We start from the raw sequence: 13,845 nt of genomic DNA on the forward strand, positions 1-13,845 counted from the left end.
CGTTAGGAGAAGATGTGTCGTCTGGCATCGACTGGAGCCTGATAAAGACGTTCCTCACGATCTATCGTGCGGGCACCTTTGTTGAGTCGGCGGCTGAATTGGGAGTGGATGAGTCGACCGTTCGTCGTAGGTTGAGCCATCTGGAACGTATGCTGGGTGCCCCCATATTCACCCGGCGCGAAGGTCGACTTTTCTTGTCGGAAGATCAGTCGGGCCTTGTCGAGCAGGCGTTGCGGATGGAAAAAAACGCGAACCAATTTTTGGATATTAGCAAGTCTGGGCAGCGGACGGGCGCAGTCAGGATATCGCTGATAGACCTCTTTGCGATTGACTTGGCCGAAGACTTTGCCAATTTCTGCGATGACAGCCCTGAAATCTTGCTCGATATTACCACGGAACCGCAAATCGTTGACCTCCGGCGTGATGGCGTCGACATAGCGATACGGATGGCGAGGCCAAAACAAGGCGATGAGAAGCTCCGTCGCCTTGGTAGTGTAGGGATAGGGTTGTACGCCTCGCGCGAATATCTGGAACGAGTGCGGGGGACTGATAGGCACAATCTTGTTGCACTCGGTGTTCACTATCCGCATTCGGACCACCAGTTTGAACTCGCCGATGAAATAAAGGCCAGTGACCACAGCGGAATTGGAGCGGCGACAATCATGGTCGACTGTTACCCTGTTATGCTTCGGTTGTGCGAAGTCGGGGCCGGCATTGCACTACTGCCCCATTTCTTGGCAAGGAAGAGCCCATTGCTCGAGCGTTTCGGGAGTTCAGAGTCCGATATTGAGGTTGACGCTTGGGCTCTCATTCGTCCGGAGATAGCCAACGTCCCCAAAGTGAGAAAAACGCTCGACCTGCTTATCGAGGCGTTCCCTAAGCGCTTTGCATAACGGACCGGGTTGAGATATAATTCGCATTTTCCGATGAGGTAGGATTGCCTCAATCCGATGCAGCAAGATTCTGCTCGAAACACAGTCACAGATCGAGCGTGAGGCTTGGCGTTAGGGAGCGCGAGCAGCACAAAGCCATTCGTTTGCCTTCTTTGCGTTCCTCCTCTCTCAAAAACGTATCACGATGATCGGGTGTCCCATCGAGCACCGAAACCACACATGTTCCGCAGATACCCTGCTCGCATGCCACCGGGACATTGATGCCCTCGTTAGCAAGAGCCTTGGCGAGGGTGCAGTCGCCCGGCACCTCAACAGTCTTGCCGGATCGTTCTAGTCGCAAGGTGACGGGATCACCATCAACCGGATCGTTTGGGGCCTTGAAGTGTTCGAAATGGATGAATTCATCGCTCCACCTAGTGGCTTGAGCGGCCTCTACGGTCGCGCCGATGAGTGGCTGCGGGCCGCACACATACAAATGGCGATCTTCTCTGGGCTCTCCTATCAGTTCTGCAAGACCGGCCGAATCGGCTACGCCCTGCTGATCGTCATGCCTCAGATGGACATGATCGCTGAATGCGGAGGAACGCAGTTCTTTCCGAAAGGCTGTGGATGAGCGCGAGCGCGTCAAATAATGAAAGGTAAAGGGCACAGACTGCCTGTGAAGAGTCTGCGCCATTGCCAGCATTGGCGTTACACCAATGCCGCCAGCGACCAGAACAGCACTATCGTGATTGTCGGCCAGAGGAAAATGGTTTCGAGGCTTTCCTATCGAAAGTTCTTGACCGACGGCCAGCGAATGAACTTCACGCGACCCACCCCTTGATTGGGGATCAAGCAGAACCGCGATGCGATAAGAACTGTGCTGTTCCGGATCTGAACAGAGTGAATATTGTCGAATAGTGCCGCTGGGTAGCAGCAAATCGATATGCGCTCCGGCCGAAAAGGCGGGAAGGTGTTCACCTTCACAAGGTTCAAGCTGCAATGATACGATGCCGTTTACTTCTCGACGGCGGCTGCGAATACGAACTTGGCATAGATCAAGTTCGGTCATTTGCGCGCTCCCGAGCTTTGAGCATGAGCGCCCGTGTGCTCGCTAGCGTTGCGCGATGCCTTGATCGACGCAAAACCTGAACCAACATCCAGAACCCCGGGGCCGAAGTCCTCAACTCTTTGCGTACCTGTAAGTGCCATCGTAACTCGCAGTTCCTTTTCTATCTGGTCGAGCATTCCGAAGACACCTTTTTCGCCCTTCGCACCAAGTGCGTAGGCCCAAGCACGACCCAACATTACGCCGCGTGCCCCAAGAGAAAGCATTCGCGCTACATCAAGCCCCGAGCGAACTCCGCCGTCAGCAAGAACGGCCACTCGGTCACCAACAGCATCCGCAATTGCTGGCAGTACGCGAATGGTTGACACTGCACCGTCAAGTTGCCGTCCTCCATGATTCGATACCACGAGGCCGTCGGCGCCCATCGAGGCCGCAGCGATTGCGTCTTCGCTATCAAGTATGCCTTTGATGACTAGCGAACCTGGCCACAAGGCCCGGATTTCCTCAAGATCCTTCCAAGTCACAGTCGGATCGAAGTTTGCGCTCATCCAGGCAAAGAAATCCTCTAGCGGAGGCCGCTTGCGCAGTGATGGCGCGATGTTTCCGAGCGTATGGGGGCGCCCCATAATCCCGACATTCCATGCCCAGTGCGGACGAAATGCTGCCTGAAGGCAGCGCCTCGCGAAACCCGTTATGCCGGACGCACCGGCTAGGCCTGAGCGATAATCTCGATAACGGGTTCCCGGGACCGGCATGTCAACGGTGAAAACTAAGGTTTTACACCCCGCATCCAGAGCGTTTTGAAGAAGATCGCGCATGAATGCCCGATCGCGTATCATGTAGAGCTGAAACCATATTGGTGCCGCTACCGCAGCTGCCACTTCTTCGATCGGACAAACCGAAACGGTCGAGAGGCAAAACGGCACGCCATAACGATGCGCGGCACGTGCGGCAGCAACTTCGCCCCGGCGAGAGTTCATTCCTGCGAGCCCAACCGGCGCTAAGAGCACTGGGCTGGTCAATTTCTGCCCGAACAGTTCCGTTTCAGTGCTGATCTGAGATACATCTCGCAGCACTTTCTGCCGCAAACATATAGCACCTAAGTCTTCTTGGTTGCGGCGCATGGTCTGCTCATCGAAAGCCCCGCCATCGATGTATTCAAACAGAAAAGGAGGTAGTCGCCGCCGCGCTGCTTCACGGAGGTCCGAAACCGACTGCACTGGCGTTATCCTTGGGAATCCGAAAGGAATGCAAGAACATCGCGGTTGAACTCGTCGGCGCGTTCCCACTGTGCCCAATGACCGCATTTGGGATAGACCAGCAGCCTCGCATTAGGCATTTGCCGGGCAAGCACCAATCCTTGTTCGACCGGATTTACCCGATCGTCTCGGCCCCAGATCATGAGCGTTTCGTGAGTTACCGTATCCAATCGCTCGCGCCAAATTTCTTCCATTACAGGAGGCTTGCCGTCGCGCAGGCGGATCGGCATGTACTCGACGCTTTCTGGATCGCTGGCGACCTTGAAGCGTCCCTCGATCAGTTCGTCGGTAACATGCGAAGGATCGTAAACGAGTGCTTCGGAAAATGCTCGCAACTTCTCTCTTGATGGCCCCGGCGGTTCATAGAATGCCAGAAGCGCTTTGATGCCTTCGGTCGGTGCGGGTCCCAAAACGCCGTATCCGCCAGCACAACCCATCAGCACAAGCTTGTTTACCTTTGCCGGTTCACGCAGTGCCAGCATAAGCGATGCTGCACCGCCCAGCGAATTGCCTACGAGATGGGCTTTACCCAGATTCATCGCATCAATAAAATCTCCGACGACTTTCCCGTAGTATCCCCAGACTGGAGAATCTATCCGAACCTTTTCCGAGGCACCATAGCTAGGGAAATCCAGCGTAATCGCCCGGTAGTGTTCGCCGAAGAACTCCATGTTTCGCACGAAATTCGACATGCCGTGCGCCCCGGGACCACCCCCGTGCAAGAAGAGGACGGGCTCTCCTTCACCAACTTCGTCGTAATGCACGCGAACGCCTGCGACATCAACGTCGCCGCTCTTGATATTGCTCATGCTTGAATTCCCTTGCTCTGCGTTCGCTCAGCGCCCACCAAGGCCACGATGCCCCCACATGCTGGGGGTGGTGTGACGAGCCAGTTTCCAATTATCATCGATCACGATACCCCCATAGCCGAACTCTACGGCAAATCCCGATGGTGAAACCATATAGAATGAGGTCACAAGGTCGTTTGAATGACGCCCCAGAGGGATCGGGACGGGCACACCAGCCCGCTCAGCACGGTCGATCGTAAAGCCCACGTCGTCCATTGTAGGCACTTCGAGCATAAAATGATGCATACGCTTATTGCCACCGCCCGGTGCCAAACCGATCGTGTGATGGCGGGGGTTGCAATGGTAAAACTCTAAATCGACGCTGACATCTGGCGTTGATGGATCAAGCGGCATGTGGATAATATCGGACATCTCGAATCCCATGCCTTCTACATAGAATTCGCGCAGACGATCTATATCTGACGATTCCATGAAGATGTGCCCAAGGCCTTGCTCACCTGTGACGAATTCCTTGATTCCCGCGGGAGATACGAACGGAATGTCGGTTAATACATTCGGCCCATAGAAAACTTCGATTTGCAGTCCGCTTGGATCTTCGCATTGAAAGAGGCCCATTACACCACGCTGGGCACAAAGTTCCGGGCTACCGTCAGTTACTTCAACCCCAATATTCCTAAGCCTTTCCCGGATGTCACGCAGGGATGCAACATCTGGAACCTCGTAGCCCGTATAAACTAGATCATCTTCCTCGCCCGGTTCAATGGCAATTCTCCAAGCGTAGCCATCCATCCGCATTCGAGTGGTGTCGCCGTCGGGGACGCCCTCCATCATTCCGAGAATATCGCCAAGAAAAGCCTTCCAAGCTTCCTGATCACTGACTGAAAGCCCAATATAGCCAAGACTACTTACACTCATTTCGAATTCCTCTCCTAAATGATTCGGATCACTTCAAGGCGTGCTTCCACCATTGGCGACAATAAGTTGCCCGGTGATCCACCTTGCACGCCTGTCCACTAGCAAACTAACAACGTCTGCTATGTCCTCTGGTCTGCCGAGGCGGCCGAAACTAGTCTGAGCACTTGCAGCGAGCTTTCGCTCTTCTGGGAAATTGCTCGTCATATCGGTTTCGGTGACTCCCGGGAGAATCGCGTTTACGGCGATGCCACGAACACCGACCTCCTTCGATAATGACCGAGTGAATTGCTCGATCGCCGCCTTTGATCCGGCATAACCGGCGGCCTTCGGCGCCCAGTTTCTGGTGAGGCCGGTGGACAGGTTAATAATATTGCCGCCATCGTTTAGTCGACGAGAAGCCTCGCGCATCATGTAATAGACGCCCTTGGTGATGGCGAACATCTTGTCGAAGTCACCTTCGTCAAGAGATTCAAACGGGCCCATCGCCATCACCCCGGCATTGTTGACAAGGATGTCGACACCACCAAACTCACTTTCAACTGCGTCGAATATGGACGGAATACTTCCGATCTGCGCGATGTCGCCAACAATATCAGAGGCCCTAACCCCCATGCCCCGTACTTGGTCCGCAACCTCTTTCGCAGCATCGCTATTGGAATGATAGTTAATGGCGATGTTCGCGCCGTCACTGGCCAAGCGTAGGGCAATTGCCCGCCCAATCCCTCGTGATGCACCCGTGATCAGAGCAGTCTTCCCTTTGAGTTCCGCCAATCTCTCTCTCCGTGATGCAACCCAACGCTGGGTCGCCGAACCCACCGAAGCCGCCCAAGATGGAGTTCTTCTGATAGGTGCATCGCTTCTGTCTTAGGGCCCAATCAAGCCCACTATTTCATATGAGCCCTGCACACTAAGCGGCCAATATTGCGTTTGGCCATCGGCTCATATGCCGATCAGGATTGCAGAAACGCCGATGGCATTGTCTGGCAAACCTCTACATCCTTCGAGGCTCAAAGTCGGGAAGCGCGAACAGCGTGTGCTCGTGCAGATCCGCAGATGTGGAGGGTGAATTGCTAAAGGAAGCAGCCAAGAATTCCGTTACTTATGCTGAGCATGTGTACGACGACTACTTCGGTGAGGGTCGCGTCCACAGGGCATTGTATACGGATGCCGAAATCTTCAAGCATGAGATGCTGCGCCTTTTTGGTTCAACTTGGATTTATGTCGCCCACGAGAGCGAAATCCCCGATGCTGGTGATTTTGTGACTCGTCGAATGGGTTTGCGCTCGGTGATTGTCACGCGTGACCTGGACGGCGACCTTCATGTGCTGTTCAACCGTTGCTCCCATCGCGGTGCTACCTTGTGCCGGGAAGAGAGTGGGAATGCCAAGGTTTTCACATGCCCCTATCATGCTTGGTCCTTTGGTCACGATGGCGGCTGTCGTGGTCGTCCGCTTCCGAAGGGCTTTGGTGCGTCGACCGACGACTTTCCGTATGATCTGAGTAAGGCCGATCATGTTGAGTCCTACCGGGGCTTCATTTTTGCGGCGATTGATACGAAGTTGTCGCTGAAAGAGCATCTTGGCGGTGCCGCCGAGAAGCTTGATGAGTGGCTCGACCGCAATCCGGGTTCCGATCTGGTGGTCCAGAATGGTTCAATGCCATTCGAAATGCGGACCAACTGGAAGTGCGTCTACGACAACGCTGCCGACGGGTACCACGTTCCCTTCAGTCACGAGTCTCTGCTGCGCATGCTTTCGGCGCGTTACGGCAACGTAGATATTGCGTACTACGAGGGTGACTTTGATGCCTTACCGCTTTTGGTGAAGGACTTGGGCAATGGGCATACAATGCTCGATCAGCGTCCTTTGATGCATGCAGATTCCGCGTGGGAGCGCCAACATGTGCTTCCGGGCAGAGAGTCCATTTGGAGCAAGTTGAATGAGGACCTCGGCGAGGAAGAGGCGCTGAAGCTGCTTAATGGCTCGACTGGTTCGGGGATGAACCTCAACATCTTTCCGAATCTCATGATCATCGGAAACCAGATTCAAGTGCTTGAACCCGTTTCGGTCAATGAGACGATTGTTCGCTGGTACTCGACTTCGCTCACCAACGTTCCGCCTGAGATTAATGCGGTCCGTATGCGCATGCAGGAAGATTTTCCGTCCTTTGGTGAGGTTGATGACACAGCAAACTTTGAGGCTTGTCAGATCGGACTTGAGGAAATTCCCGAAGCGGAATGGGTGCACATCGGGCGCCATATGGATTCCAGGTTGGGCGAGACTGACACCGATGGATTCTGGAAGGAGCCGGTTTCGACCGATCTACACGCCCGCGCTTATTGGCAGGCTTGGCGAACGATCATGGAGTCCAATGAGGGGGGAAAGGCGTGATGGAGATCACTGGGGCACAGCCTGGCTACTTCGATCTTGAATATTACCGCCGGATTCAACGGATTGTCGGGTCGTGGATGGAGCTCGACGAAATATCGTCCGATGACCAGCCACCCGCGGAGGTAGCGGAAGAGTGTAGGGCGTTACTACTTCATGAAGCGCGACTGATTGACAGGCATCAACTTGATGATTGGCTTGATCTATTTACCGACGATGCGGCCTACTGGTTGCCTGCCGACGCCTCTCAACTAGATCCGGCCTCGACTGTATCTTGGGAATTCAATGATCGGCGCCGCATGGAAGAGCGGGTCGAACGCATTCTGACTGGCAAGGCCTACTCTCAAATCCCGCCGACCCGAACCACTCATTGCTATACGAATATCGAGCTTCTGGCCGTGTCTGAGAACGAAGTTCATGCGCTCTGCAATTTCATACTCAATACGCATCGCCCAAAAGGTGGACGACTATTGTCGGGCTGGAACGGCTTCATTCTTAGATGTGAAGAAGGTCGTTGGTTGATCGAACTCAAACGGGTCAACCTGCTTGATGCCGATGCGCCGCAGGGCAATCTAAGCTTCTTTCTTTGAAATACTGGCCGGGGGACGAAAATGGTACAGTCTGCCAATAAAGGCATTGATGCAAACGTAGCGCTGGGATCAGCTGATCTTCGTAAACGTCTCAAGCTGGACGGAAAGGAGTTCGATGCTGAACTGAAGCGCGTAGGCAATCTGATAGAAGAAGCTGGCATCGAGATCGTGCGTGTATCGTTCCTGGATGCGCACGGCATCCTGCGAACGCGACCAATTGAGGCGCGCCATTTCCGCCAGGTGGCCAGCAACGGGATGCCCACTACGTCGGCTATCCTGTCAATGGACACGGCAAACAATATCGCAGTTCCGATTTTCAGCGCCGATGGTGGGCTTGGCCGAGAAGACATGGGTGGTGGTGGTGACATGTACATCCTGCCTGACCTTAAAACCTTCAAGTCACTGCCTTGGGAGCCGAAGAGCGCCATGGTCCTTGGAGATATCTACCTTCGGTCTGGCTTGAGATGCCCGTTCGATCCACGCTTCCAAATGCAGGAGGCGTGCGCTCGCCTGAATGCGATGGGCCTGAAGTTCATGGGCGGCGTGGAGGTTGAGTGCACAATACTCAACGTGACGAACGGTCGCCTGACGATGGAAGACAGTGGGATGCCAGCCACTCCTCCCGCCGTCGCACCTCTCCAGCATGGCTATCAGTATTTTTCCAGCGATGTTGTCGATGGAGCAGGTGATTTGATAGCGGATCTGCGCGAAGCGCTCATCGGCCTTGATCTGCCTCTGCGGATGATTGAGCCGGAGTGGGGCCCGGGCCAAATCGAAATCACCTTCGATCCTTTGTTGGACGTCGACGCGGCAGATGCGGTTGTCTATCTCAAAACTGCAGTGAAACAAGTCGCGCGGCGTCGCGGTATGATTGCCAGCTTTATGGCTACCCCCGGCCTGCCGAACGCTTTCTCGACCGGTTGGCACCTGCATCAGTCATTGGTGGACTGCAAGTCTGGCGTTAATGCGTTTCTTTCTCAGGACGAGGTCATCTCGGATCTGGGCCGGAATTTTGTTGGTGGATTGATCGAGCATTTTGCGGCTGGAGCAGCGTTCTCGAATCCAACAATCAACGGGTACAAGCGACTTAATGCAAGCCCGTTGTCGCCAAAGTTTGCCACCTGGTCGCACCACAATAAGGGTGCGATGGTTCGGTTGATCGGTGGTCCGGGAGACCAGACCACACACTTGGAGAACCGTGTCGGTGAGCCAGCGGCGAACCCCTATCTCTATATGGCAAGTCAGATATTCGCCGGACTTGATGGCATCGAGCGCAAGATCGATCCGGGCGATCCCGTTTCTGACCCGGTCTTGCTTTCGGACAAGCCCATCATGCCGGTCGATTTGATACATGCCATCGAAGCACTTGAGCAGTCCAGCATGTATTCGCAAAGTTTAGGCGAAGAATTCGTCAATTATTACCTAATGATCCAAAAATACGCAATCAATCGCTTCCTATCTACAGTAACTGATTGGGAGCACAGAGAGTATTTTGAGCGCTTTTGATTAAACTTAAGATCTAGAAAAAAGTCAAATGGGGAAGAATTATGTCTAATCAATTGCCAATGAAACCGGGTTTTCGGTTCCTTTTCGCAGCGTCGGCGATGGCCATTGCAGCAATGGCGCCTGGAGGTGCGTTGGCTCAGGACGCTAGTCAGGATGAGAATGTCGAGCAAGATGAAGGTGGCTTTGGGGTCATCGTAGTTACGGCCCAGCGCCGTGAAGAAAACCTCAATGATGTTGGGATCGCTGTAAATGCCTTCAGCGGGGAGCAGATTAAAGAGTTAGGGCTCGTTAACAGCACCGACATCGTGAAGTTTTCTCCCGGTGTATTTATCTCTTCTGATACAGGCGGGCAGAATCAAAAATTCACGGTTCGTGGCGTTGCGCAAAACGACTTTCTGGACGCGGTGGAATCGCCGATCGCAATCTATGTGGACAACGGTTATATCGCGCCTCAGCAAGGTCAGGTTTTTGGCCTTTTCGATCTGGAACGGGTTGAAGTTCTCAAAGGTCCGCAGGGTACTCTCTTTGGCCGGAACGCTACTGGTGGACTCGTGCACTATGTTTCGAACAAGCCTGTTATTGGAGAGACGACGGGTTTTGTGGATGCGCTCTATGGATCGCATGACAATATCCGTTTGGAAGGGGCAGTATCCGTTCCTTTGGGTAATGTCGCAGCGATCCGTGTATCCGGTCTTCTAGACCGCCATGACCCGCTGATCGAAAATGAGTTTGTTGGTGCTGATGATCTTTATGATCGTGACACAAAGGCCGCTCGTGCTCATTTCTTACTCGATCCAGGCAATGGCACGTCCTTGCGGATAACCGCAAGCTATTCAAACGCAACCCAGAGCTCTGGCAACTATGAAGCCGGAGCAATTGTTCCTGTATTTGATGCAAGCGGCCGTTGGGTTGACTCGGTTCTTGCAAGTCCTACCGAGACTCGTGCGGGCATTGGCCCGGGAGGAGTAGGTGTTGCGGTAGGGGCCGTTTCGAGCCGCGCACCTGGCTCCAGTTTCTTTGGATACCGTGACGAGAATGTTGGTGATTTCAGGACCAATACGAACTACGCAGTAGCAAATGCAAACAAGTATAAGAGCTGGGGTTTGCAGGCGGAATTCGAGACCGAACTGAGTGACGACATTGTACTTAAGTCGATCACCGACTACAAAGGCTTTACAAAGGTTGCCTCTTTAGACGTCGATGCAAGTCCTGTCGAAGTATTTACCTATATGGCGGATGCTAGCACAGACACGTTGTCACAAGAAATAAATTTGTCTTACGATGGTGGCGATCTGAATCTGGTTGGTGGCCTTTACTACCTCTATATTGACAATGACACGTTGCAGGGTCTGCCTTTCGCTAGCGATGGTGTGTTGAAGGGGGCCTTTGGTCTTGGGCCGAATGATCCAGGATTGGATTTCACGACGGAAGTTGGACTCGTAACAAATTCCTACTCGATTTATGGGCAACTCGATTATGATTTGAGTCCGCAAATCCGGTTTGTGTTGGGCAGCCGCGTCGTTCGAGAGGAGAAAGATTTTGACTTTGCGCAAAATACTTATCTGAACCTCGATGAAAGTCGAATTGAGGCTGATCCTTTCCAGCTTTTGGGTCCGGTACCACAGCCACCTGGAACCACTCCTTTTTCAGCAAAGTTCGCCGACACGCTCTGGCTCGGAAAGGCGCAACTGGAATTTAGGCCAGACGATGGGTATCTTTTTTATGCTGGCGTGAATCGGGGCGTCAAGTCTGGCAACGTGAATGGCCCTCTTGCAGATGGTAGCCAGATTCAGGCCGATCAATTGATATATGACCCGGAAGTGCTCTGGTCCTATGAAGCCGGATTCAAAGTTGAGGGTTTTCAAGGCGACCTGCGGGCGAATGGCTCGGTGTACTACTATGACTACAAGGATTACCAAGCCTTCACCTTCGTCAACGTATCCGGCTTCATCACCAATGAGCAAGCCAAGGTCGTAGGCGCAGAGCTTGAACTAATAGCAACGCCGTTTGATGGACTTACAGCCGTGGTCTCAGGGGCGTATAGTGACTCTAAGATCAAAGATTTGCAGTTTGCTCCTGGACTGACGAAGGACGTGGAGTCGGTCTTCTCGCCTAAGTATCAGGCCTCCTATCTATTGAGGTATGATATCCCGTTGTCTTCGGGAGAGCTAGGTCTACAGGCAGATGGAAGCTATACTGGCAAGAGATGGTCAAATTTACGCAATTTTCAGGCACATAGGCTCGACGACTTCTTCTTGCAGAATTTCCGAGTTTCTTGGGAAGACGATAGTCAGACATGGTTGCTTTCCGCTTTCGTAACAAATGTTTTCGACAAACGTTACAATGTCGAACGTTTTGATCTCGGAACGCTCTGCGGTTGTACTGATGAGAGTTTTGGACAGCCTCGTTGGATTGGCGCATCAGTGCGATACAGCTTCTAACTGCTAGGGAGATGCCGACCCGTTTCAAGGCAAAGCCAAGATGCGGGTCGGCGAATTTTCCTTCCCTGATCACGTCCAGAGTTTGTTCCTTCATGGGCTAAGATTTGGGCAAGTTTGTCTAACTCGTTCGGTCGAGTTCTTAACGCTTCAGGATGGTGAAAAGGCAGGTTTAATCGTTTCGTTTGGCAATCGTCAGTATGAGCTTTGAGAGCCAGTTAGGCTGGTCGGTACTTGGTACTGAACTTGCCCGGCGTCCATGGGCCAAGGAGACCAATCTTGGATAATGAGTTTGACAAGGCAGCACGGCTACTTCGCGATGCCTACACCAAAAGAGCTATCGGCCCTTTGCGTGATTTCCTTGCACCAACAGATGCAGATGCGGCCTACTCGATTCAAGAGATCAATACACTTTTCTGGAAAGCGCAGGGCCGCCGAGTTGTGGGTCGTAAGGCGGGCCTGACGGCAGAATCCGTGCAAAAGCAACTTGGCGTCGATCAACCCGATTTTGGCGTCTTGTTCGACGATATGCGTGTGGCCGATGGTGGCGTGCTAGAACCTGCGAAATGTTTGCAACCGAAGGCGGAGGCAGAAATTGCGTTCGTGCTCGACCAGGATCTACCTTCTGCCGATACAACACCGGAAGAGGTGGCTGCTGCCGTCGCCACCGTCCATGCAGCAATTGAAATTGTAGACTCCCGTATTGCAGATTGGAAAATCACCTTTGCCGATACGGTGGCCGACAATGGGTCTTCGGCTTACTTCGTTTTGGCAGACGTGAGCCTGCCACTAAAGGGACTCGATCTGGAAGGCGCTCCGATGGAGATGCAGGTCAACGGAGAGACGGCATCTGTCGGGATTGGTTCTGCTGCCCTCGGTAGTCCACTCAACGCTGCTGCCTGGCTGGCCCGAACTTCGGCCCAGCGTGGTGAACCACTTAAAGCTGGCGACATTCTTCTGGCCGGGGCGCTAGGCCCAATGGTGACGCTTCGTCCGGGGGATCATGTTCTCGCCAAGGTTGGCGGTATCGGCACTTGTACCTTTACCTATGGAGTCTCTCAATGAGCGCGAAGACTAAAGTCGCCATCATAGGGTCGGGAAACATTGGTACCGATCTGATGATAAAAATTATGCGTCTTTCAGAAGTGCTCGAGATGGGCGCCATGGTAGGGATTGACCCTGAATCGGATGGCCTAGCCCGTGCCAAGCGTCTTGGGGTGGACACCACCTATGAAGGCATTGATGGGCTGGTGCAACTGCCCGAATGGGACGACATCGAAATCGTGTTCGATGCCACCAGTGCCGGCGCGCACAAGCGGCACAGTGAGGTGGTGTTAGGCGCGGGAAAGCGAATGGTGGATCTGACACCTGCCGCTATTGGTCCTTATGTGATACCACCAGTCAACGGAGAGAATGCGCTAAACGCCGAAAACGTTAACATGGTCACCTGCGGCGGACAGGCCACGATTCCCATCGTCGCCGCGGTAAACCGCGTGTCTAAAGTGCACTATGGTGAGATTGTTGCTTCGATCTCTTCCAAGAGTGCAGGGCCAGGCACTCGTGCCAATATTGACGAGTTCACCGAAACTACCAGCCAGGCGATTATGGATGTCGGCGGCGCTACTCGGGGCAAGGCGATCATCATCCTTAACCCCGCTGAACCGCCTCTGATCATGCGCGATACGGTTTACTGTTTGTGTGAGGATGGCGACCGGGAAGCAATCCGTCAAAGCGTGGAAGACATGGTCAGCGAGGTGCAGACTTACGTTCCGGGATACCGCCTTAAGCAGGCTGTACAGTTTGAGCATATCGGTTCCAACCGTCCGCTGCATATTCCGGAAATGGACGCCAAGTATACTGGCCTCAAAGTCTCAGTGTTCCTCGAAGTTGAAGGCGCAGCACACTACCTGCCTGCCTATGCGGGGAATCTCGACATCATGACATCTGCCGCCATGAAAACCGCCGAGAAGATTGCTGCTCGAATGCATGAGGGAGGCTAA

General features: G+C 53.6%; 12 protein-coding genes. 7 read left to right on the forward strand and 5 right to left on the reverse strand.

Features of this window, described 5'->3' with window-relative positions; translation table 11 throughout:
* The first annotated feature begins 14 nt into the window (after positions 1–14).
* A complete protein-coding gene (locus tag ASS64_RS10270; protein WP_067693801.1) occupies positions 15–893 on the forward strand; it encodes a LysR family transcriptional regulator in 879 nt (292 codons plus the stop codon).
* 85 nt (positions 894–978) lie between these two features.
* Here ASS64_RS10270 and ASS64_RS16415 read toward each other — a convergent pair whose 3' ends face one another.
* The 5 genes from ASS64_RS16415 to ASS64_RS10295 are packed head-to-tail and all read right to left on the reverse strand — an operon-like array spanning position 979 to position 5,695.
* Entirely contained in the window at positions 979–1,944 is a 966-nt protein-coding gene (locus ASS64_RS16415) for a PDR/VanB family oxidoreductase (protein ID WP_083508301.1), read from the reverse strand.
* Positions 1,941–3,170 carry an FMN-dependent L-lactate dehydrogenase LldD gene (gene lldD / locus ASS64_RS10280; protein ID WP_369815374.1) on the reverse strand — a complete coding sequence of 410 codons (1,230 nt, stop codon included), beginning with the start codon at positions 3,168–3,170 and terminating at the stop codon, positions 1,941–1,943. Before lldD ends, ASS64_RS16415 begins: the two co-directional genes overlap by 4 nt.
* Positions 3,167–4,009: an alpha/beta fold hydrolase gene (locus ASS64_RS10285; RefSeq protein WP_067693807.1), complete on the reverse strand. Its 843-nt coding sequence runs from the start codon at positions 4,007–4,009 to the stop codon at positions 3,167–3,169. The genes lldD and ASS64_RS10285 overlap by 4 nt, the downstream gene beginning before the upstream one ends.
* Positions 4,010–4,036: 27 nt before the next feature.
* Positions 4,037–4,924 (reverse strand): VOC family protein, encoded by an 888-nt coding sequence (locus tag ASS64_RS10290; RefSeq protein WP_083508303.1) that lies wholly within the window; start codon positions 4,922–4,924, stop codon positions 4,037–4,039.
* A 33-nt stretch (positions 4,925–4,957) separates the two neighbouring features.
* Positions 4,958–5,695, reverse strand: a complete 738-nt coding sequence (locus tag ASS64_RS10295) for an SDR family oxidoreductase (protein ID WP_067693810.1) — start codon at positions 5,693–5,695, stop codon at positions 4,958–4,960.
* Positions 5,696–5,991: 296 nt separating this feature from the next.
* On the opposite strand from ASS64_RS10295, the gene ASS64_RS10300 reads away from it, so the two are divergent.
* The 6 genes from ASS64_RS10300 to ASS64_RS10325 all read left to right on the forward strand — a co-directional run bounded on the left by ASS64_RS10300 (position 5,992) and on the right by ASS64_RS10325 (position 13,845).
* Positions 5,992–7,314, forward strand: coding sequence for an aromatic ring-hydroxylating dioxygenase subunit alpha (locus ASS64_RS10300; RefSeq protein WP_198147694.1), 1,323 nt, complete (start codon positions 5,992–5,994; stop codon positions 7,312–7,314).
* Entirely contained in the window at positions 7,314–7,901 is a 588-nt protein-coding gene (locus tag ASS64_RS10305; RefSeq protein ID WP_067693816.1) for an aromatic-ring-hydroxylating dioxygenase subunit beta, read from the forward strand. Before ASS64_RS10300 ends, ASS64_RS10305 begins: the two co-directional genes overlap by 1 nt.
* 21 nt (positions 7,902–7,922) lie before the next feature.
* Entirely contained in the window at positions 7,923–9,407 is a 1,485-nt protein-coding gene (locus ASS64_RS10310) for a glutamine synthetase family protein (RefSeq protein ID WP_083508305.1), read from the forward strand.
* 41 nt (positions 9,408–9,448) lie between these two features.
* Positions 9,449–11,848 carry a TonB-dependent receptor gene (locus tag ASS64_RS17060; RefSeq protein ID WP_083508306.1) on the forward strand — a complete coding sequence of 800 codons (2,400 nt, stop codon included), beginning with the start codon at positions 9,449–9,451 and terminating at the stop codon, positions 11,846–11,848.
* 276 nt (positions 11,849–12,124) lie between these two features.
* A complete protein-coding gene (locus tag ASS64_RS10320) occupies positions 12,125–12,910 on the forward strand; it encodes a 2-keto-4-pentenoate hydratase (RefSeq protein WP_067693824.1) in 786 nt (261 codons plus the stop codon).
* Positions 12,907–13,845, forward strand: a complete 939-nt coding sequence (locus tag ASS64_RS10325) for an acetaldehyde dehydrogenase (acetylating) (protein ID WP_067693827.1) — start codon at positions 12,907–12,909, stop codon at positions 13,843–13,845. The genes ASS64_RS10320 and ASS64_RS10325 overlap by 4 nt, the downstream gene beginning before the upstream one ends.

Origin of the sequence: Erythrobacter sp. AP23, from assembly GCF_001542855.1 — a bacterium.
Classification (GTDB): domain Bacteria; phylum Pseudomonadota; class Alphaproteobacteria; order Sphingomonadales; family Sphingomonadaceae; genus Qipengyuania.

What these genes read in the sequence shown, in the direction of transcription:
- ASS64_RS10285 (WP_067693807.1), bottom strand. Translation starts at nt 4,009, where the DNA reads ATGAGCAATATCAAGAGCGGCGACGTTGATGTCGCAGGCGTTCGCGTG.
- ASS64_RS10305 (WP_067693816.1), top strand. Translation starts at nt 7,314, where the DNA reads ATGGAGATCACTGGGGCACAGCCTGGCTACTTCGATCTTGAATATTAC.
- ASS64_RS16415 (WP_083508301.1), bottom strand. Translation starts at nt 1,944, where the DNA reads ATGACCGAACTTGATCTATGCCAAGTTCGTATTCGCAGCCGCCGTCGA.
- ASS64_RS10310 (WP_083508305.1), top strand. Translation starts at nt 7,923, where the DNA reads ATGGTACAGTCTGCCAATAAAGGCATTGATGCAAACGTAGCGCTGGGA.
- ASS64_RS10290 (WP_083508303.1), bottom strand. Translation starts at nt 4,924, where the DNA reads ATGAGTGTAAGTAGTCTTGGCTATATTGGGCTTTCAGTCAGTGATCAG.
- ASS64_RS17060 (WP_083508306.1), top strand. Translation starts at nt 9,449, where the DNA reads ATGTCTAATCAATTGCCAATGAAACCGGGTTTTCGGTTCCTTTTCGCA.
- ASS64_RS10325 (WP_067693827.1), top strand. Translation starts at nt 12,907, where the DNA reads ATGAGCGCGAAGACTAAAGTCGCCATCATAGGGTCGGGAAACATTGGT.